At 73.7% G+C, this 19,713-nt stretch carries 18 protein-coding genes and 2 pseudogenes; 11 read left to right on the top strand and 9 right to left on the bottom strand.

From position 1 onward, the window contains the following. Window positions 1-7: 7 nt before the first annotated feature. The gene (locus ABD52_RS28560; protein WP_047893811.1) at window positions 8-523 is read right to left on the bottom strand and encodes a 2'-5' RNA ligase family protein; all 516 of its coding nucleotides are present in this window, start codon (window positions 521-523) and stop codon (window positions 8-10) included. Window positions 524-622: 99 nt separating this feature from the next. Between ABD52_RS28560 and ABD52_RS28555 the strand changes: the two genes are divergently transcribed. Further along, on the top strand, window positions 623-1,129 hold the full coding sequence (locus tag ABD52_RS28555) for a DinB family protein (RefSeq protein WP_030274816.1): 507 nt from the start codon (window positions 623-625) through the stop codon (window positions 1,127-1,129). Here ABD52_RS28555 and ABD52_RS28550 read toward each other — a convergent pair. Then, window positions 1,116-2,093, bottom strand: coding sequence for a glycoside hydrolase family 88 protein (locus ABD52_RS28550; RefSeq protein ID WP_047893810.1), 978 nt, complete (start codon window positions 2,091-2,093; stop codon window positions 1,116-1,118). The genes ABD52_RS28555 and ABD52_RS28550 overlap by 14 nt on opposite strands. Window positions 2,094-2,226: 133 nt before the next feature. Here ABD52_RS28550 and ABD52_RS28545 point away from each other — a divergent pair, with 133 nt between their 5' ends. Further along, window positions 2,227-2,604: an SCP2 sterol-binding domain-containing protein gene (locus tag ABD52_RS28545; RefSeq protein WP_013285235.1), complete on the top strand. Its 378-nt coding sequence runs from the start codon at window positions 2,227-2,229 to the stop codon at window positions 2,602-2,604. Further along, window positions 2,601-4,679 carry a glycogen debranching N-terminal domain-containing protein gene (locus ABD52_RS28540; RefSeq protein WP_047893809.1) on the top strand — a complete coding sequence of 693 codons (2,079 nt, stop codon included), beginning with the start codon at window positions 2,601-2,603 and terminating at the stop codon, window positions 4,677-4,679. The genes ABD52_RS28545 and ABD52_RS28540 overlap by 4 nt, the downstream gene beginning before the upstream one ends. 24 nt (window positions 4,680-4,703) lie before the next feature. Here the strand turns inward: ABD52_RS28540 and ABD52_RS28535 are convergent, their stop codons facing one another. Together ABD52_RS28535 and ABD52_RS28530 are read right to left on the bottom strand one after the other, a co-directional pair. Then, entirely contained in the window at window positions 4,704-5,450 is a 747-nt protein-coding gene (locus ABD52_RS28535) for a Pr6Pr family membrane protein (protein ID WP_047893808.1), read from the bottom strand. Window positions 5,451-5,475: 25 nt separating this feature from the next. Then, window positions 5,476-6,162, bottom strand: a complete 687-nt coding sequence (locus tag ABD52_RS28530) for a hypothetical protein (protein WP_047893807.1) — start codon at window positions 6,160-6,162, stop codon at window positions 5,476-5,478. Between the two features lie 143 nt (window positions 6,163-6,305). Between ABD52_RS28530 and ABD52_RS28525 the strand changes: the two genes are divergently transcribed. Beyond that, complete coding sequence (locus ABD52_RS28525; protein WP_047893806.1) at window positions 6,306-7,196, top strand: DUF72 domain-containing protein; 891 nt, start codon at window positions 6,306-6,308, stop codon at window positions 7,194-7,196. A 36-nt stretch (window positions 7,197-7,232) separates the two neighbouring features. Further along, the gene (locus tag ABD52_RS28520) at window positions 7,233-7,442 is read left to right on the top strand and encodes a hypothetical protein (protein WP_013285240.1); all 210 of its coding nucleotides are present in this window, start codon (window positions 7,233-7,235) and stop codon (window positions 7,440-7,442) included. Between the two features lie 4 nt (window positions 7,443-7,446). On the opposite strand, the gene ABD52_RS28515 is transcribed toward ABD52_RS28520, so the two are convergent. From ABD52_RS28515 to ABD52_RS28500, 4 genes are all read right to left on the bottom strand, one after another. Then, window positions 7,447-7,830 carry a hypothetical protein gene (locus ABD52_RS28515; protein WP_013285241.1) on the bottom strand — a complete coding sequence of 128 codons (384 nt, stop codon included), beginning with the start codon at window positions 7,828-7,830 and terminating at the stop codon, window positions 7,447-7,449. Window positions 7,831-7,942: 112 nt separating this feature from the next. Beyond that, window positions 7,943-8,572, bottom strand: a complete 630-nt coding sequence (locus tag ABD52_RS28510) for a hypothetical protein (protein WP_013285242.1) — start codon at window positions 8,570-8,572, stop codon at window positions 7,943-7,945. An 84-nt stretch (window positions 8,573-8,656) separates the two neighbouring features. After that, entirely contained in the window at window positions 8,657-9,514 is an 858-nt protein-coding gene (locus ABD52_RS28505; protein ID WP_013285243.1) for an alpha/beta fold hydrolase, read from the bottom strand. Window positions 9,515-9,727: 213 nt separating this feature from the next. Continuing rightward, the gene (locus ABD52_RS28500; RefSeq protein ID WP_047893805.1) at window positions 9,728-10,939 is read right to left on the bottom strand and encodes a globin domain-containing protein; all 1,212 of its coding nucleotides are present in this window, start codon (window positions 10,937-10,939) and stop codon (window positions 9,728-9,730) included. A 155-nt stretch (window positions 10,940-11,094) separates the two neighbouring features. On the opposite strand from ABD52_RS28500, the gene ABD52_RS28495 reads away from it, so the two are divergent. Both ABD52_RS28495 and ABD52_RS28490 read left to right on the top strand, forming a co-directional pair. After that, window positions 11,095-11,532, top strand: a complete 438-nt coding sequence (locus ABD52_RS28495; protein ID WP_047893804.1) for an Rrf2 family transcriptional regulator — start codon at window positions 11,095-11,097, stop codon at window positions 11,530-11,532. Continuing rightward, entirely contained in the window at window positions 11,532-12,164 is a 633-nt protein-coding gene (locus ABD52_RS28490; RefSeq protein WP_030274801.1) for a class I SAM-dependent methyltransferase, read from the top strand. The genes ABD52_RS28495 and ABD52_RS28490 overlap by 1 nt, the downstream gene beginning before the upstream one ends. A 40-nt stretch (window positions 12,165-12,204) precedes the next feature. On the opposite strand, the gene ABD52_RS28485 is transcribed toward ABD52_RS28490, so the two are convergent. Then, window positions 12,205-13,461, bottom strand: a complete 1,257-nt coding sequence (locus tag ABD52_RS28485; RefSeq protein WP_013285247.1) for a hypothetical protein — start codon at window positions 13,459-13,461, stop codon at window positions 12,205-12,207. A gap of 290 nt (window positions 13,462-13,751) precedes the next feature. Between ABD52_RS28485 and ABD52_RS28480 the strand changes: the two genes are divergently transcribed. From ABD52_RS28480 to ABD52_RS28475, 4 genes and pseudogenes are all read left to right on the top strand, one after another. Then, the gene (locus ABD52_RS28480) at window positions 13,752-15,866 is read left to right on the top strand and encodes a type IIA DNA topoisomerase subunit B (protein ID WP_030274799.1); all 2,115 of its coding nucleotides are present in this window, start codon (window positions 13,752-13,754) and stop codon (window positions 15,864-15,866) included. A gap of 32 nt (window positions 15,867-15,898) precedes the next feature. Further along, window positions 15,899-16,159 (top strand): annotated as a pseudogene (locus ABD52_RS41755) (DNA gyrase subunit A); the annotation flags it as partial. Beyond that, a pseudogene (locus tag ABD52_RS41750) lies at window positions 16,148-16,957 on the top strand (LAGLIDADG family homing endonuclease); the annotation flags it as partial. The pseudogenes ABD52_RS41755 and ABD52_RS41750, both read left to right, overlap by 12 nt. A gap of 48 nt (window positions 16,958-17,005) precedes the next feature. Further along, window positions 17,006-19,687 (top strand): DNA topoisomerase (ATP-hydrolyzing), encoded by a 2,682-nt coding sequence (locus ABD52_RS28475; RefSeq protein ID WP_368665021.1) that lies wholly within the window; start codon window positions 17,006-17,008, stop codon window positions 19,685-19,687. The last annotated feature ends 26 nt before the right edge of the window (window positions 19,688-19,713 follow it).

Raw genomic sequence — 19,713 nt, 5'->3', positions numbered from 1 at the left:
GCGGGAGTCAGGGCAGGGGGTGGGAGATGTCGCGGGCGTGGTCGGCCACCGCCGCGCCGACCACGGTCGCGGTCAGCGGCAGCACCTCCAGGCACCGGCGTACCGCCGCGCCCATCAGCGGGTTCGGCACCCGCATGGACAGCGTGCAGTGCGGCACCCAGCGGCCCGGCCGGTAGTGCTCGACCACCTCGACGCCGGCCCGCGCCAGCCGTTCGTGCACCGCGGCGTGGTGCGCCAGCAGCTCGGGCGTCGGCGCCGGCCCGATCCAGAGCACCCGCCCGAGGAACTGCCCGGCGTGCTGGAACTCCAGCCGCAGCGGCGCCGCCACCACGGTTCCGGACAGCGCCTCGGCGACGCGCTGCGGGTCCAGGCGGGGCGCGACAGCCAGCGAGAGGTGCGGGCGGTGCCGCTGCGCCAGCAGGGAACGCATGCTCGGCACCCCGTCGGACTCCAGCAGGTCCCACAGCACCCGGATCCGCCGGGTGGCGTCGGTGTCCAGATACAGCTCCAGCGCCGCGACCACGCGATCACCCTAGAGGCGGGGCCCGCGCCGAGGTTTGCCGGGCACGCTGGGCGGTACTGCCCGAGGGTACGCACGACAGGACAGGGGAGTGAGGCGCGCGTGGACGTGACGGACGTGCTGACCGAGGCGTACGGGCGGTTGCCGGATCTGGTCGCCGGGGCGCTCGACGGGCTCGACGCGGCCCAGCTGCGGCAGGCGCCGGCCGACGGGGCGAACCCGGTCGGCTGGCTGGTCTGGCACCTGACGCGGATCCAGGACGACCATGTCGCCGACGTGATGGGGGAGCCGCAGCTCTGGGCCACCGGCGACTGGGCGGGGCGGTGCGGCCTGCCGCCGGACCCCGCCGACACCGGCTTCGGGCACGGCCCGGAGCAGATCGCCGCGGTACGCCCCGAGAACGGCGGCGTGCTGCTGGACTACCACCGGGCGGTGGTGGACCGGAGCCTGGCGTACCTGCGCGGGCTGAGCGCGGCCGACCTGGACCGGGTGGTGGACGAGAACTGGGATCCGCCTGTGACGCTCGGGGTGCGGCTGGTGAGCGTGCTCGACGACGACTTCCAGCACGCCGGTCAGGCCGCGTACGTGCGAGGGCTCATCCTGCGCTGAGCGACGCACCGGCCCGGCGCAGCGCGGCGTGCCCGAGCAGGTGACACGCCTGCGCCTCGGGTGAGGTGCCGGGGCGCTCGAAGTCCGGCGCCCCGCTGACGCCCGTCACCCGGCCGTACGCGTCGATCCGCCGGGCGGCGGCCGCGAGCAGGTCCGCGCCCGCCTCGAACCAGGACCGGGCCAGCCACCCGTCGGCCACTCCGGTGAGGGCCGCGTACCCGAGCAGCTGGGCGGTGTTGGCCTCGCGGAACGCGTCCGGCTCGTCCAGCACGTCGGGGAAGAGGCCGTCCGCGCCCCGGTACGCGAGGCAGGCGGTCAGCGCCTCCTCGGCGTGCCCGGCCAGCTCGGCGCGGAGGTCGCCCGGCCAGTCCGGCGCGAGCCGCAGCGCGCGGGCGATTCCGGCGACCACCCAGCCGTTGCCGGTGCCCCAGGGCCCGGGCCGGTCCGGTTCGCCGCGGTCCTCGTCCCAGCGGGCGGCGTACAGGCCGGTGCGCGCGTCGTACAGCCGTCGCCGGTGCCCCGCGACCTGCGCGGCGGCCGCTTCGGTCCGGCCGGTCAGCGCCAGCAGCGGCACCACCATGTAGATCGTGTCCGCCCACACCTGGCGGCCGTCGAGCAGGTGGAACAGCGTGCCGTCGGCGGCCCTCGGCGCCCGGCGGGTCAGCCAGTCGAGCTGGGCGTCCAGCGCCACGGCGTACCGCCGGTCGCCGGTGCGGCGCGCGGCGTGCCGGACCACCTCACCGCACGCGGCGCCGTTCACCGCGCCCACCGAGCCGGCCGGCTCCCCGAGCCGCCCGTCCGGCCGCTGCCGGGTCACCGCGGCGTCGGCGACCAGCACCGCGGCCTCGTCCAGGCCCAGGTCGAGCAGTGCCTGACCGAGGATCCCCTGCTCCCAGGACTCACGCTGCATGGTCAGCAGCGCGAGCAGTACCCGGTCGGCGGTGGCGTCCCCGGTTGTCGGCATGGGCCCAGGGATACCCGCCGCTCCGCCGCGCCTCACCCGGACCGGGTGAGTTCGCCTCACCCGCGACGCGGGGACGCTGCGGGACGAGCGGCGCCGGCAGGCGGGCGCCCGCGACCACCGACGAGGAGGCCCGATGAGCGTCTCGGCCGTGGAACATCTGACCCGGGGGACCGCCGGCCGGCACCCGGAGCTGCCCGAGACCACCTCCGGCACCATCCGCCTGGATCTGCGCGTCGAGGGCTGCACCGAGCACTGGTACCTGACCATCGACCGGCAGGACGTCCGGGTGGACCGTCTGGCCGAGGAGGCGGACCTGGTGGTCGGCGCGAACCGGGAGGTGTTCGACCGGATCGCGGCGGGGCGCCTGCACCCGGCCGCCGCGCTGCTGCGCAACGACCTCGCCGCGCGCGGCGAGCTGAAGCTGCTGATGACGCTGCGCCGGATCTTCCCCGGCCCGCCGGACGCCCGGGATCCCCGCGACGTGGCCGGTGAGCGGGCGGCGGCCCGATGAGGGAGGAACTGGTCCACGTCCTCGCGGGCAACGCGTTCGCGTTGAGCGACGCGCAGGGCGACATGGAACGCGACCCGTGCGCCCCGATCGGCCTGTTCTCGTTCGACACCCGGTTCCTGTCCCACTGGGTGCTCACGATCGACGGCGAGCGGCTGCACGCGTTGTCCCGCGACGACCTGACCTACTTCGAGACCCGCTTCGTGCTGGTGCCGGGCGCGGCCAGCCACTACGTGGACGCCGACGTCTCGGTGATCCGGCACCGCTCGATCGACGAGGCGTACCACGAGAGCCTCACGGTGCTGAACCACTCGGCCGAACCCGCCGAGTACACGGTGCGGATGGAGATGGCCGGCGACTTCGCCGACACCTCCGAGATCCTGCGTCCCGGCCCGCGTCACCCGACCGTCATCCCCGAACCGGAGCAGCAGCGGCTGCGGATCCGGTACGAGCGCGGGCGGTTCACCCGGGAGACGTGCGTCTCCAGCACCGTCCCGGGCGAGGTGGACGCGCGCGGGATGACCTTCCGGATCCGCGTCGAGCCGCAGGGCGAGTGGCACGTCGACCTGCACGTCGCCATGATCATCCAGGGCGCGGGAGGGCGGGACCTGCGGGCCGACATCGAGTCGCACCGGCAGCACGTCCGGCAGGACATGCGCGGGGATCTCGAACGGTGGTACGAGCGGGCGCCGCACCTGGTCTCCGACCGGCCCGCGCTCACCGCCGTCTACCGGCAGGCCCTGACCGACCTGGCCACGCTGCGCTACATGCCGCTGGCCTACACCGACCCGGTGCCGGTCGGCGGGATGCCCTGGGCGATGGCGCTGTACGGGCGGGACGCGCTGATCACCTGCCTCCAGACGCTGCCGTTCACGCCCGACCTGACCCCGGGCACGCTGCACATGCTGGCGATGGTGCAGGGCGGCCGGCTCGACGACTACCACGAGGAGGAGCCCGGCAAGATCGTCGCTGAGTTGCGATACGGCGAGGCGGCCGCGTTCGAGGAGCAGCCCACCGCGATCTACTACGGGGCGGCCGACACCACGCCGCTGTTCGTGATCCTGCTCGACGAGTACGAGCGCTGGACCGGTGACACCGACCTGGTCAACGAGTTGCGGCACCCGGCCCGGATGGCGCTGGACTGGCTGACCCGGTACGGCGACCAGTGCGGCGACGGCTACCTGCGCTACCGGCCACGCAACACGGTGAACGGGGTGGCCAACCAGACCTGGCGGAACTCTCCGGAGGCGATCGTCGACCGGGCCGGGGTGGAGCCGCCGTACCCGCGCGCCACGTGCGAGCTCCAGGGGTACGCGTACGACGCGCGGATCCGGGGCGCCCGCCTGGCCCGGGAGTTCTGGGACGACCCGGGCTACGCCGAGCGCCTGGAGGCCGACGCGGCGCGTCTGCGGGAGCGGTTCAACAATGACTTCTGGCTGCCGCAGCGGGGCTACTACGCGCTGGCGCTCACGCCGGACGGCGAGCCGGTCGACGCGCTCACCTCGCACCTGGGGCACCTGCTGTGGAGCGGCATCGTGGAGCCGGACCGGGCCGACGCGCTGGCCGGGCACCTGCGCGGGCCGGACCTGTTCTCCGGCTGGGGCGTGCGCACCTACGCGCAGGGGCAGATGCCGTACAACCCGGTCGGCGCGCACCTCGGCGCGGTCTGGCCCTGGGACAACGCGATCGTCGCGGCGGGCCTGCGGCGGTACGGCTTCGACGAGGAGGCGGCCGACATCGCCGCGGGCGTGTTCGCGATGGCGGAGACGCTCGGCGGCTCGGTCCCGGAGACGATCGCCGGCTACCCCCGCGCGCTGACCAAGTACCCGGTCCAGTTGCCGGAGGCCGGGCGACCGCAGTCGTGGGCCTCCGGTGGGCTGCTGATGCTGCTGGCGACGATGCTGGGGTTGCGTCCGTGCGGGGAGAACCTGCTGGTGAACCCGGCCGTCCCGAGCGGGTTCGGGCGAATCGAGCTGCTCGACGTGCCGGGCCGGTGGGGAAGAGCCGACTCGTACGGCCGGGAACGCGGCTCGGGCCGGCGGATGCGCGCGGGCCGGCCGGCCCACCGGGCCGCCTGACCGGGCCGCCTGACCGGCCGCTGCTCAGGCCGAGCCGGTGGTCTCCCGCTGGGCTGCCGTCGAGGCGCCCGGCTCGGCTGCCGTCGTCGGCTCCACCGGCCCGGCCGCGGGTGGCTCCTTCGCCGCAGCATCGGCACGCCCGGCCCGGGCGAGCAGCCGGTCCACGCCCACGAACAGCAGGCCCAGCAGCCAGAACACCGCGGCGAACCCGACCGCGCTGACCGCCACCCCGTCGTAGCCCAGCTCGCCCGCGTCGATGAACGGGTACGGGTACCTGTCCACGATCAGGCCGCGTACCAGCGCGAACCCGAGGTATCCGAGCGGGAACACCAGCCACCAGGCGGCGTACCGGGGGCGCAGCCGGCCGCGCCTGTCGAACAGCGCCCAGTCGGCGACCGCCAGCAACGGCACCACAGTGTGCAGGAACTGGTTGCCCCACCACTCACCCGGTTGCCGGTCCGGCTGGGCCATCGCGAACGGGCTGGCCGGGTTGGCCAGCACCAGGTGGTAGACCGTGCCGGTGATGGTGATGGTGATGTAGAGGGTCACAGCCCCCTTGAGGACGCTCGGTGGCTCCGGCCGGTCGCGCAGCGCGCACCAGGCGGCGTACCCGGCGAGGACGCCGACCGCCACGTTGCTCTGGATGGTGAAGTACGGCAGCAGGCCGGTCACCGTGGCCGGGCCGAGCGCGGTGAGGACGATGCCGGCCAGCACGGCGAGGACCACTGCGAGGCGGAGGAGGATCGCCGGTAGGCGACGCCGGGGGGTCACGGGGGGGCAAGTTACCAGCCGGTCGTCAGCCGGGACGCCGCCCGGGCGGGGTGCCGGCCGGTCGGCCGACGTGCCCGGGCGGGAGGTCGTCCACGCCCGGCGGCCCGCCGGACGGGTGGACCGGGTGCGCGGACCTGCCGCCGCCTCGCCCGCCGGCCTTTCCCGGCGGATCGTCGCCCAGCAGCCCGGCGCAGTAGTCCGGCACGCGGTCGTGCCCCCCGGCGGCGGCGACGAGGCCGCTGAAGGCGGGTGTGGCCAGGGCCCGTCCCCGCTCCGGCTCGGCGACGGCCCGGTACGCGACGCACAGGCCGGGCGGCGAGGACGGGTGTGGTGTCCGGGGCGCCGGTGAGCCGGCCGGCGGGCTCGGCCGGGCCGACGGCGCAGGGGGCGCGGTGACGACCGGCGGCGCTGCCGGACGTGCGGCGCGCGGCAGGTTCCCGGTCGCGGCGAGCGCGACGCCGCCGGTCAGGGACGCGGCCAGTGCGGCCACTGCCACCCGTACGCCGAACCGGGCACCGCGGCGACGGCGCATCCACCGGGCGGCCCGGAACGCCGCTACCGCTGCCGCCTCGCCGTCGAGCTCGCCCGTGCCGGGCGCGGCGCGGACCGCGTCCAGCACGGCGGCCAGTCCCGGCGGAGCGGTCGGCGTGTCGCCGGAGCGGCCGACGAGCAGCCGCTCGACGGTTTCCTGGTCCAGGCCGGATGCGTCCATCTCGTCACCCTCAGCGCCGCCACCCGGCCGGGCGTCACACTCCGGCGCGCCGAGGAGCCGGTGAGGTCGGTCACCCGGCGCCGGTCACGGCCCCGGGGCATCTCCGGTTGCCGATGTCCCGCACTCGCGGTGAACTGAATTACATGGGTGTCATCAAGGTGGGCACGTCCTCCTGGGCCGACCAGATGCTGGTCCGCTCCGGCTGGTATCCGCGCGGGGTCAACACCCCCGCCGGCCGGCTCGGCTGGTACGCCGAGCGGTTCGGACTGGTCGAGGTGGACACGTCGTACTACGCCGTGCCGGCGCCGGAGACGACGGCGGGCTGGGCGGCCGCCACCCCGGACGGGTTCACCTTCGACGTCAAGGCGTTCCGGCTGTTCACCGGCCACCACACGCCGGTCGACGCGCTGCCCCGCGACCTGCGTCCGGCCGGCGGCCCGAGCCGGATCCGCTGGCGTGACCTGCCCGCCGGGGCGTACGACGAGGTGTGGGACCGGTTCCACGCGGCGCTGGCGCCGCTCGCGGCGGCCGACCGGCTCGGTGCCGTGCTGTTGCAGTTCCCGCCGTGGCTGGCCCGCGGCGAGGCGGCCCGGCGGCGGATCCTGGACGCCGCGCGGCGCTGCCGCCCCTGGCCGGTCACCGTCGAGCTGCGGCACTCGTCCTGGTTCGACGGGGACGCGATGGCCGACACCGTCACGTTCCTGCGTGAACACGACCTCGGGTACGCCTGTGTGGACATGCCGCAGGGGCACGTCTCCTCGGTGCCGCCGATCCTGGTCGCCACCACCGACCTGGCCGTGATCAGGTTCCACGGGCACAGCACCGCCTGGGAGAGCGGCGACAAGCAGGAGCGGTTCCGCTACGCCTACGGCGAGCGGGAGTTGCGGCACTGGTCGGTGCTGCTGCGCGAGTTGGCCGACCAGTGCGCCGAGCTGCACGTGCTGATGAACAACTGCTGTGGTGACCAGGCCCAGCGCGACGCCGCCCGCCTGGCCGGCCTGCTCGGCGTCGCGCCCGCCGCCGCGCGCGCCTGACGTTTCCTCAGCCGTCGTCCGGGTACCGCCGGGGGCATGGACGACAGCGAAGGGGGATCGGTGGAGAAGCGGCGCGGCGAGGACGAGCGAGACCCGCGAGCGACCCGGGAGGCAGAGGAGGCGCACGGCGGCAGCATGGCGCCGGGCCTGGTCGACGACACCGGGCACCCGGTGGCCGAGTCACCGGTGCCTGACAACGAGCCGTCGGCGCCGGGTGGTCCGGGCGAGGACGGCACCGGCTCCTGACGGCCTAGGGACGCGTCTCCGGGCGCATCCCGGTCGCCTCCTCCAGCGCGTTGTCGCCGAGGTCGCCGTCCGCCCTGTCGTCCGGGAACGTCCGTCCCGACGGCGCCGGATCCGGCGGCGCGCCCGGCCCGGCCTCGGGCGTCCGGGTCGGCTCGACGGATCCGAACCCGTGCCGGCCCGCCTTCGGTCCGCCCGGCCCGGCGCCGGCCGCCCGGCGCTCGCCGAGCCGCCCCTCGGGTACGGCGGTCTCCTCGCTGCCCTCGTCCATCGGGTCGCTGTCACCGGCGCCCCACGGCGGGTCGGCGTCGAAGCCGTCGGTGGTGCCCCACGGCGCGGCCGACTCCGGTCCGCGCCCGTCACCCGTACCCGGCCGGTCCCTGCTGGTCATGGTCACCTCGCCTGGCTGCTGATGTCCGTGCCGCCCGTCGACGGACGGTCTGGTCCCGGGGCACCGCGCGGCCGGTGGCCCACCCCGATGTGGGTCGCCGGCCGCGCGGTGGTCAACGGGCCGCCCCGACCAGATGACGTCCGGCCGCGCCCACGGCGGCCACCTTGCCGATGTTCTTCGGCGCGGACATCAGCCCGCCCGCGCGGTCGAGCATGCCCCGGAACACCTGGCCCGGTTTCTGCTGCTCGCCCATGTACGCCGACACCACGACGAGCGCGCCGGTCAGCGCCGGGACCGCCCACTGGAGCAGCTTCATCTGCCGCTGGCTGGCGGCGACGTTCGCCGGGGTGTGGTGGTTGGGTTCGGTGGTCCCCTCGACCGGCGGGCCGCCGGCCTTCTCCAGCCGCATGCCGACCAGCCGGCTGTAGCCGGTCACCGCCAGCGCGCCGACCGTCAGCGCGGTCTTCACCGCGCTCATCTTCCCCACGCCCGCCTGGCGGGCCATCCGCGGGCTCTCGGTGACCAGTTCACCGACCGCGCCGGCCAGGTGCGCGCCGATCGCCGCCGCGTTGACCGGTGTCCACCGCGCCCACCCGGCCGAGGCCACCGGCAGCCGCTCGGTCGTGTCGTTGATCCGTGCCGCCGCGCCGTTGACGCCGAGCGCCCCCATCAGGGAACCGCCGAACCAGGCCGCCAGGCCCAGGTCGTGCATCGAGCGCAGCGTGGTGTGCCGTTCTGACATCAGATCCCCCTCCGCCGTGTTCGGGCGGTGCGGCATACCCACGATCGGGCGACTCACGCCCGGCGTGGCGGGGAGGAGGAGGGCTCAGCGGCGGGGGAGCGTGCCGGCGAACGCGGCGATCCGGTCGGCCAGGGGCGCCGACGCGCGTACCCAGGTGAAGTGGTCGAGCGGCGCGCCCGCCTCGGCGACCGTGTAGCGGTGCCGCGTCACCGGCGCCGCGGTCAGCTTCTCGCAGAGGTGGTCGAGCGTCTCGTGCGGCGTGTACTGGTCGTCGTCGACGCTCACCGCCAGCACAGGTGTGCGGATCCGCCGTACGGCGGCCTCCGTGTCCACCCCGTCCAGTGCGGGGAAGCGGCCGGTGCGGGCCGTGTGCGCCCAGTCCCGGATGACGCCGGCGGCCTGCCGGCCGCCGAAGCCCCAGCCCGGCCAGACGCCGAGCAGCCGGGCCGTGGCCGCGATCGCCTGGGTGTACGGCAGCACGCCCCACCCGCGCAGGCCCGGGTACCGCCGCCACCACGGCAGCCCCACCGCCACCAGGGCCAGCCCGTCCACCCGGTCGTCGTCGTGCAGCGCCTGGTGCAGCACCGCCACCTGACCGCCGAGGGAGTGCCCGAGCAGCAGCCGGGTACGGCCGTCCAGCCGGGGCTTGAGCGCGTCGAGCACGGCGCCGACGTCGGTGGCCATCTCCTGGTAGCCGTAGCGGCAGGCGCGCGACGGCGCGGGGGTGCTCTCGCCGGTGCCGCGCAGGTCGGCCACGATCACCGCGAGCCCGGCGTCGCGCAGCGCGGCGGCGAACGGCCGGTAGTAGCGGGCGCGTACGCCCATGGCCGGCCAGATCAGCACCACCGGCGCGCCGGGCGGACCGGCCGGCTCCGGGTAGACCTGCACGCCGATGCGCGCGCCGTCGACGTCCACGAACTCCTGGGTGTAGTCCCCGCTCACCCGGATCAGGGTACGGCCCGAACCTACCGGTGGGTAGCAAGGGGTGGCCGGACCCGTTCGCCCCGCGCCCCTGCCCTCGGGTTCCGCCCCCACCCAGGAGATCGCCGACTTCTCCGCGGGCCCGTCGCCTCCGCCGTGGAGGCTCCGGGCGCTGGACGGGCCCCCTCGTGCCGGAGAATCGGGTCTGCGGAGGTCCTGTCTCGCGGCGGGGCGTCAGCCCGGCAGCATCCCGGGACCGAACACCTCGTAGGCGATCCGCTCGGCCGGCACACCCCGGCGCAGCAGGTTGCCCCGGACCAGGTTCATGAACGCGATCGGACCGCACAGGTGCGCGGCCGCCCCGGCGGGCAGCGGGAGCCGGTCCGGGTCGATCAGCCCGGCGGACACCTCAGCCTTCAGGCCGGGCAGGTCGGCCCCGGCGGCGTCGAGATACCAGAGGTGGACGGCCAGGTTCGGCAGCCGCTGCTGGAGCACGGGGAGTTCCGCGCGCAGCGCGTGTGCCTCGGCGTCCCGGTCGGCGTGCGCCAGCGTCACCTGGCGTCCGGGGTTCCGGTCGGCCAGGTGGGCCAGCGCCGCCATCGCCGGGGTGAGCCCGATGCCGGCGCTGATCAGCAGCAGCGGCCCGTCGCCGCCGGTGGCGTCGACCTCGCCGAACGCGGGGCTCAGCCGTAGCGTGTCGCCGACCGCGACCCGGTCGTGCAGGTGGCCGGAGACCATGCCGTCGGGCGCGCCGCCCTCGCCACGTACGCGCTTCACTGTGATCCGCCACGTGTCGGCGCCCGGGCGGCCGGAGAGGCTGTACTGGCGGATCTGCTGTCCCCGGCCGCCGTCCAGGTCGACGGCGACCGAGACGTACCGGCCGGGGGTGAAGCCGGGCGCGGCGCCGCCGCCGGCCGGCGCGAGGGTGAGCGAGACGACGTCGGCGCTCTCCCGGGCCCGGCCGGTCACCCGCCAGTCCTGCCACACCGGACCGCCCTCGGGCACGCCGGCGCCGGCGTACAGCCGCGCCTCGCGGGCGATCAACTCGCAGGCCAGCAGCCAGTAGACCTCGTCCCAGGCGGCGGCCACCTCCGGCGTGACCGCGTCGCCGAGCACCTCGCCGACCGCGGCGAGCAGGTGCCGGCCGACGATCGGGTACTGGGTGGCGGTGATGCCGAGCGAGGCGTGCTTGTGCGCGATCCGGTCCAGGACCGGTCCCCACGGCATGCCGGTGTCGCCGGTCAGGTGCGCCGCGTACGCGACCACCGCCGAGGCGAGCGCGGCCTTCTGCGCTCCGGTGGCCTGGTTGCCCCGGTTGAACAGGTCCAGCAGGTCCGGGTGGGCGTCGAACATCCGCTGGTAGAAGCGGCCGGTGATGGCCTCGCCGTGCGCCTGCACGACGGGCAGGGTGGCGGTCACGACCGCAGCTGAGGATTCCGAGAGCACGACCGAATCTCCTTCCGGGGTTCGAACAGGTCGATCTCCACGAAACAGGAATCCACGATTCCTCTTTCAGGGCCGAAGGTCCCGGTGCCGGGGTGGCAAGGGTCACCGTGAATCTGCTGGTGTCCCGGACGGCGCCGAGTGGCTAGGGTCGGTGCGTGAGGCTGAACCGGTCGACCGACATGGCGTTGCGGATCGCCATGCTGACCGCCGCGTCCCCGGTCCGGGCCACAGTCGACGAACTCGCCACCCGGCTCGAACTGCCCCGCAGCCACGTCGCCAAGGTCGTGCAGCGGCTGCAACGCATCGGCGTCCTGGTGACCATCCGGGGCCGCTCCGGCGGCGTGGCCTTCGCCGAACACGCCGGGGACATCACCGTCGGGGGAGTGGTCCGCGCCTTCGAGGGCGACGGCGAGGTGGTCGACTGCGCGCAACCGGTCTGCCCGCTGGTCGCGGAGTGCCGGCTGCGCGGCGAGCTGCGCCGCGCGCAGGCCGCCTTCCTCGCCGTGCTCGACGGGGTACGCCTCGGCGACCTGGTCGACGGATCCGCCGGCCCGCTCCTGCTCAGCCTCGGCGCGCCACCGGCAGGCCCCTGATGGCCGTCTCCCATCCGATCTTCTCCCGGCTCTTCGCCCGCGCCAGCGTCGCGATGGACCAGGCCGGGATGGCCGAGCACCGCGCCCGCCTCGTCGCCGGGCTGCGCGGCCGGGTGGTCGAGGTCGGCGCAGGCAACGGGCGCAACCTCGCGCACTACCCACCGGGGGTGACCGGCGTGGTCGCCGTCGAGCCGGAGCCACGCCTGCGTGCCCTGGCCCGCGCCGCCGCACCCGGCGCCCGGGTACCTGTGACAGTCGTCGCCGGTCTCGCCGAGGCGCTGCCGGTCGCCGACGGCGCCGCCGACGCGGTGGTGCTGTCGCTCGTGCTCTGCTCGGTGCCGGACCAGGCGGTCGCGCTGGGCGAGGCACGCCGGGTGCTGCGGCCCGGCGGCGAACTGCGCTTCTACGAACACGTGGTGGCGCAGACGCCCGGCCTGCGCCGGGCCCAGCGCCTGGCCGACGCCACGCTCTGGCCGCTGTTCTGCGCCGGCTGCCACACCGCCCGGGACACGGTGGCCGCGATCCGGGCCGCCGGGTTCGAGGTGACCGCGCTGGACCGCTTCCGCTTCCCGCCGACCGGGCTGCCGGCCCCGGCCTCGCCGCACGTCCTCGGCACCGCGATCCGGGCCTGACGCCGGACCGGGCCGGTTCTTCCGGCCCGGTCCGGCGCGCTCAGCTCACACTCACCGTGCCGTCCGGGGCGCGGACGCAGGAGACGGTACGGGCACCGGTCGCCGCCGCCCCGGCCAGGCACCGGCCGAGCACCTTGTGTCCGGCAGCGTTCGGGTGCCACGACTCCTGGCAGGTCTGGAAGTACGTGCCGCAGGCGTTGGCGATCCGCTGGATGTCGAGCTTGTCGTACCCGGAGAGGCTGGTGACGAACGTGCCGCTCGGGCCGTCCATCAGCCGGATCGGCGTGGCCAGGGCATTGCCCGGGCTGCCGGTCGACTCGCAGAGCCGGGCGCCGTCGAACGCGCGCTGCACGTTCAGGTAGACCAGGTCGTCCTGCGGGAACTCGCCGGCGAGCGTGCCGCGTACCGAGCTGACGAGCGTGCCGAGCCCCTGCGAGAAGCGGTGGCCGGGCGCCAGGCTGGCCCGGTGGATCGGGCAGCCGGCCGCGTACCGCTCGGCGCCCAGCGCGCGGAACTTGTCCCGGGTGTCGTCGCGGCTGTCCTCGGTCCAGTAGGTCTGGTTCAGCTCGAACGGCAGCGGGTTGGTGTAGTCCTGGAACACCACCCGGTGCTGCCCGTCGGCGTCGATCTGGTCCAGCGTGGTGAGCAGTTGCCGCAGCGCCGTGGTGGTCTCCGCGGTGGCGGCGGCGAACTGCGCGGCCGTGCCCAGGTCGGCGTCGGTGCACGGCTTCTGCTCCACCGGCCCGCCCAGGTACGCCCAGAACTCCCACCAGCCGGTCCACGCGTCGGCGATGAACCGGTTGGCGCACTTCTCCGCCACGCTGCCGAAGGTGAACGAGCTGTTGTTCGAGCCGAGGCCGACGAGCACCAGGTCGATGTCGTGGGTCCGCGCCACCGACCGGAGCTGGTCGAGCTGGGCGGCCACCTGCCGCCCCTTGGTCCGGGTGGCCGAGGCGCTGGCGATGTCGTACGGCTGGCCGCCCGAGCAGGCCAGGTTGAACCGCGCGGAGATGCCGGGCAGGTCGGCCTGGAACAGCGAGGCGTTCGGGGAGCGGTGGCAGAAGTAGGCGTTGGCGTTGGCGGCGGACCAGCCGGGGAAGCCCTGGGCCACCCCGTTGACGTCCACGACCGGCGCGTACGCCCCGGCGCCCTCACCGCTGATGAAGCTGTCTCCCAGCGCCACCGCGGCGGTGGGCAGTGCGGCGGCTGCGGGCCGGGCGGGCGCCGCGGCGGCGGGTAACGCCACCGTGGCGAGCGCCAGCGCCGCCGCGAGCACGGAACGACGGAACACGGACATGCCCGACCTCCCAAGACATCGAAATGTGAAAGATTCTTCAGGGGGGCGATCAGATCACGCACGTGTGACGGACGTCAATGGTTCGACATCAGTGGCCCCGCATCGGGGAAGACATCCGGTGCCCGGGTCGTTGTGCCGCCTGGAGCCCCGGCCCGTCCCGCCGGCCGCCGTACGCGGCCGCGGCGCGGACCCGGCCGGCAGGCCGATCGCGCAACGCACCGCCCCGGTGCCGCCGACCTGTCGGGGCACCCGGCTAGGCTCGCTCCGGCGCGCCGCGCCCGGCGATCATCGTGGGGGGATCACACGGTGAACGGCACCACACCGCCGAGACCTGGGAGTACGACCAGTTGACCGCACAGCCTGAGACCCTCTACGGGGCCGACGACCTGACGCATCTGGAGGGCCTCGACGCCGTCCGCAAGCGCCCGGGCATGTACATCGGCTCGACCGACAGCCGTGGCGTGGGTCACCTCGTCAACGAGATCCTCGACAACTCGACCGACGAGGGTGTCGCCGGTCACGCCACCAAGGTCGACGTGATCCTGCACGCCGACGGCTCGGTCCAGGTCGACGACGACGGCCGGGGCATCCCCACCGACGTGCACGCGAAGTCCGGCATCTCCGGCGTCGAGCTGGTGCTGACCCGCCTGCACGCGGGCGGCAAGTTCGGCGGCTCCGGCTACAAGACCTCCGGCGGCCTGCACGGCGTCGGCGCGTCAGCGGTCAACGCGCTGTCCCGCCGCTTCGACGTCACCGTCCGGCGCGGCGGCAAGGTCCACGCCATGTCGTTCCGCCACGGCGTACCGGGCGTCTTCGACGGCGACGGGCCGGACGCGCCGTTCACCCCCGGCCCCGGTCTCCAGATCGTCGGCGCGATGAAGCGCGGCCAGCGCACCGGCACCTCGATCCGCTGGTGGCACGACCCGCGCTACTTCGAGACCGGCGCCGCGCTCGACACCGAGACGGTCCGGCTCAAGCTGCGCAACACCGCGTTCCTCGTCCCCGGCGTCGCCTACCGGCTGCGCGACGAGACCGGCGAGCAGAGCGTCGAGGAGAGCTTCCACTTCCCCAACGGCCTCACCGACATGGTGGAGTTCCTCGCCCCGGCCGGCGACCGGCCGGTCTCCGGCACGCTGCTGGTCACCGGCGAGGGCACCTACCGGGAGAACGCCGCCGACGCCAACGGCGTCATGCAGTCCAACGTGCAGCGCCGCGCCGAGGTCGAGGTGGCGTTCCGCTGGGGCACCGGCTACGAGCGCACCGTCGAGTGCTTCACCAACACCATCCGCAACGCCCACGGCGGCACCCACCGCAAGGGCTTCGAGCGGGCGCTGGCCCGTACCCTCGCCGACGCCGCCCGCAACGCCCGCGGCCTGCTCAAGCCCAAGGAGGACGCGCCCACCCTGGACGACGTCCTGGAGGGCATGACCGCCGTGGTGCACGTGCGCATCCCCGAACCGCAGTTCACCTCGCAGACCAAGGACGAGCTGTCCACCGCCGGCATCACCAAGGTGCTCCAGGGTCTGGTCGAGGCGCACCTCAAGAGCTGGCTGGAGGACCGCCGGACCAAGGCCGAGGCCCGTACGGTGCTTCAGAAGATCGTCGACGCGGCCCGCGTCCGGCTCACCCAGAAGCAGCAGAAGGACGCCGCCCGCCGCAAGACCGCGCTGGAGGGCGCGGCCATGCCGGCCAAGCTCGTCGACTGCCGCGCCACCGGCGTGGAGCGCAGCGAGCTGTTCATCGTGGAGGGCGACAGCGCGCTCGGGACGAGCCGCATGGCCCGCTCCTCCGAATACCAGGCGCTGCTGCCGATCCGCGGCAAGATCCTCAACGTGCAGAAGGCCAACCTCCAGCAGGTGCTGGACAACGCCGAGTGCGCGGCGATCGTGCAGGTGCTCGGCGCCGGCTCCGGCCGTACGTTCGACCTGTCCGCCCTGCGGTACGGCCGGGTGCTCATCATGGCCGACGCGGACGTCGACGGCGCGCACATCCGTACCCTGCTGATCACGCTGTTCGCCCGCTACATGCGGCCGCTGATCGAGGCCGGGCGGCTCTACGCGGCGATGCCGCCCCTGCACAAGATCACCACGAAGGGGCGCAACCCGCAGACCGTCTACACCTACACCCAGGCCGAGATGGAGGCGACGGTCCGCAAGCTGGAGAAGGCCGGCAAGCAGATCGTCACGCCCATCCCGCGCTTCAAGGGCCTCGGTGAGATGGACGCCGACGAGCTGTGGGAGACCACCATGAACCCGGCCACCCGGGCGGTCCGCCGGATCACGCTCGACGACGTCGAGGCCGCCGAGCGGATCCTCGAACTGCTCATGGGGGAGAAGGTCGAGCCCCGCCGCAACTGGCTGATCGACTCCGCCGACCGGGTCGACCGCGACGCCATCGACGCCTGACCAACGGGTTCGTCTCGGAAGGAAACCGCACCATGGCACGCCGCAAGGAAGAACGCGCGAAGGCGGACCTGGCCGCCTTCGACCAGGCCGGCGCCCGCGTCTTCGACAACCCGCTGGTCACCGAGGTCTCGGACTCCTACCTGGAGTACGCGTTCTCGGTCATCCACTCCCGCGCCCTGCCCGACGCGCGCGACGGGCTCAAGCCGGTGCACCGGCGCATCCTCTGGTCGATGCACGAGCAGGGCCACCGGCCGGACCGCGGCCACGTCAAGAGCGCCCGGATCGTCGGCGACTGCTTCGTCGCGGGGACGCTCGTGTCGACACCGAGTGGTCTTCGGCCGATCGAGTCGATCGAGGTCGGCGACACGGTGCTCGACGGCGACGGAGTCGCCACTCCGGTCGTGGCGGTCTACCGAAACCCGCAGTCGGAGCTGGTTCGGGTCACCTGGGACAACGGACACACCATGTCGGTCACGCCCGGCCAGCGTTTCCGCGTGGTCGACGAGGACCTGTCGGTTCGTTGGGTGGAGGCCTCCGAACTCGCGGGGCACCTCACGCTCGCGTACGGCGGTGCCCGCAGGAAATCCGCCGCCCCCGGCGGCACGCTGTACGACTACGTTCGCGGGCTGGTGGTGGCGGAGGGCTTCGCCGTCGACCGTGCTCGCTCGGCTGACGGTCGTGTGCGAGTGCACATGTGTGACGTCGAGCCACTCGATGTCGCACATGGTTGGGCGATCGCCAACGGGCTCAACGTCAGCCGAGGCAAGCGGACGGCGACTGATCCGCGGCACCGCGATCAGCACATCGTCACGTTCGCGAGGCACGAGGGCCTGCTCGAAGCGGGGGGACCGCTGAGCAGTGCCAAGCGTGTGCCGAGTGATGTCCTCGAGAACCGCTCGGCATGGGCCCCTTTCCTTGCCGGTTTCTTCGACGGTGACGGTTATGTCCGCAAGCGCTTCCGGGAGATCGTCTTCGTCAGCACCAGCGAGACGCTCGTGCGGCAGATCAACTCCATGCTGGCCGACCTGGGCTTGCACGGGCATTACTGGACCAGCGCGCGAGACGGCTCTCAACGCCTTCTCGGCCTGTCCTTCAGCGGGCGTGATGCCGCCGCCCTGGCCGAGATTCTGCTGCCCTGGGTGCGGATCGGTTACAAGATCGTAGGTCTGGAGAAGGTGGTGGACCTGACCTGTCAGTACGGCGGCAAGCAGGGCAACGACCGGCTGCCGTACGCGCGGGTGATCAAGGAGTTCGCCGACGCCCACCAGGGAGGCGGTTGGTTCCGGGACGAGGCCGGCAAGGCGTTCCGATCATCACTTTCGGGCGCGGGTAGCCAGATCCGTTACGGCAAGGACCGTAACGGCGTGCCGCTGTCGGAGCGTTCATTCCCGCTCTGGCGTGCTGAGCGGGATGGGTGGGTCCGAAAACTCCGGCGCATCGGGTCTCCGCTCGCGAGTCGGCTCGAGGCGCTTTCGGGCCGATCCTTCCTGCGGGTGGTCTCGGTCGAGCAGATTCCTGCCGACACCACGTACGACATCCAGGTCGGCGCCGACGAACATGCGTTCGTCGCGGAGGGCCGCGTGGTGCACAACTGTATGGGCAAGTACCACCCGCACGGCGACACCGCCATCTACGACGCGATGGTGCGGCTGGCGCAGGACTTCTCGCTCAACGTCCCGCTGATCGACGGGCACGGCAACTTCGGGTCACAGGACGATGGACCGGCGGCGGCGCGCTACACCGAGGCCCGGATGTCCCGGGAGGCGATGCTGCTCACCGGCGAGCTGGGTGAGGACACCGTCGACTACGAGCCGAACTACGACGGCTCGCTCACCCAGCCCACCGTGCTGCCGGCGGCCTTCCCGAACCTGCTCGTCAACGGCGCGTCCGGCATCGCGGTCGGCATGGCGACGAACATGATCCCGCACAACCTCGGCGAGGTGGTCCAGGCCGCCCGGTGGCTGATCAACCACCCGGACGCCACACTCGACAAGCTCATGGAGTTCGTGCCCGGCCCCGACCTGCCGACCGGCGGGCTGCTGCTCGGCCTGGACGAGGTACGCCGCGCGTACGAGACCGGGCGCGGCGTGGTGCGCATGCGCGGCCGGGTGGAGATCGGCCCGCTGGAGGGCAGCCGCGGCCGGCAGGCCATCACCGTGACCGAGCTGCCGTACGGCGTCGGCGCCGAGAAGGTCATCGCGGCCATCACCAACGAGGTGAACAAGACCAAGCGGCTGACCGGGATCGCCGACGTCAAGGACCTCACCGACCGGGAGAACGGCACCCGCCTGGTGGTGGAGTGCAAGGTCGGCGTCAACCCGCAGGCGCTGCTGGCCGACCTCTACCGGCTCACCCCGCTGGAGCAGTCCTTCGGCGTGAACAACCTGGTGCTCGTCGACGGCCAGCCCCGCACGCTCGGGCTCAAGGAACTGCTCGACGTGTTCCTGGCTCACCGCTACGAGGTGGTGACCCGGCGCAGCTCGTACCGCAAGCGCAAGCGGGAGGAGCGCCTGCACCTGGTCGACGGCCTGCTGATCGCCCTGCTCGACATCGACCGGGTGGTCAAGCTGATCCGTGCCAGCGAGGACGCCCAGGCCGCCAAGGACGGCCTGATGCAGCGGTTCAAGCTCTCCGAGATCCAGGCGACCTACATCCTGGACACTCCGCTGCGCCGGCTGACCAAGTACGACCGGCTGGAACTGGAGGCCGAGCAGGAGAAGCTGCGCGGCGAGATCGCCGAGCTGTCGAAGATCCTGGACGACGAGAAGGTGCTTCGGAAGGTGGTCTCCGACGAGCTGGCCGCCGTGGTCAAGCAGTTCGGCGCGCCGCGACGCACCACGCTCGTCGACGGCGACCTCAAGGAGGTGCTGGCCGCCTCGGTGCCCGCCGGTCCGCTGGAGGTCGCCGACGACCCGTGCCAGGTGATCCTCTCCGCCACCGGGCTGGTGGCGCGGACCGCGGCCGAGTCGGAGGAGGCCGCCGAGGCGCGCCGGCGCAGCGGCCGGGTCAAGCACGACGCGGTACGCGCGATCGTGCACTCCACCGCCCGCGGGCGGGTGCTGCTGGTGACCAGCGCCGGCCGCGCGTTCAAGATCGACGTGTTGCCGTTGCCGGTGCTGCCGGAGCAGTCCGGCACGGTGTCGCTGCGCGGCGGCATGTCGGCGGCGGAACTGGTGCCGCTGGAGCCGGGCGAGACGGTGGTCGGGCTCGCGCCGCTGGGCCCGTCCGCGCAGGGGTCGCCCGGCCTGGCGCTCGGCACCCGGGCGGGCGTGGTGAAGGTGTGCGCCCCGGACTGGCCGGTCCGCTCCGACGAGTTCGAGGTGATCTCGCTGCGTGACGGCGACGAGGTGATCGGCGCGACCTGGCTGACCGACGGCGCCGAGACGCTGGCGTTCGTCTCGTCCGAGGCGTCGCTGCTGCGCTTCGCCGCATCCGTCGTACGCCCGCAGGGGCTCAAGGGCGGTGGCATGGCCGGCATCAACCTGCCGGCCGGCGCGCGGGCGGTCTTCTTCGGCGCGATCCGCACGGACGACTCGAAGCACGGTGAGCCGATGGTGGTCACCTCGACCGGAGCGACGGTGAAGGTGACGCCGTTCAAGGCGTACCCGGCGAAGGGAAGGGCGACCGGCGGCGTACGCGCGCAGCGGTTCCTCAAGGGCGAGCTGGAGCTGTCGGTGGCCTGGATCGGCCCGCGGCCGGTGGGCGCGACGGCCACCGGCGACCCGGTGGACCTGCCGCCTGCGGACCCGCGCCGAGACGGCTCCGGTTTCGCCGTGATGCTCGGCCCGACCGTGGTGGGCCACCACATCGACCGCGACTGACGGGGTTGGGGCGGGCGGCCCGGCCC

The sequence above is a fragment of the Micromonospora sp. RV43 genome, from assembly GCF_001029515.1.
GTDB classification, from domain to species: domain Bacteria; phylum Actinomycetota; class Actinomycetes; order Mycobacteriales; family Micromonosporaceae; genus Micromonospora; species Micromonospora aurantiaca.
This window is presented reverse-complemented; position numbering and strand designations above follow the sequence as displayed.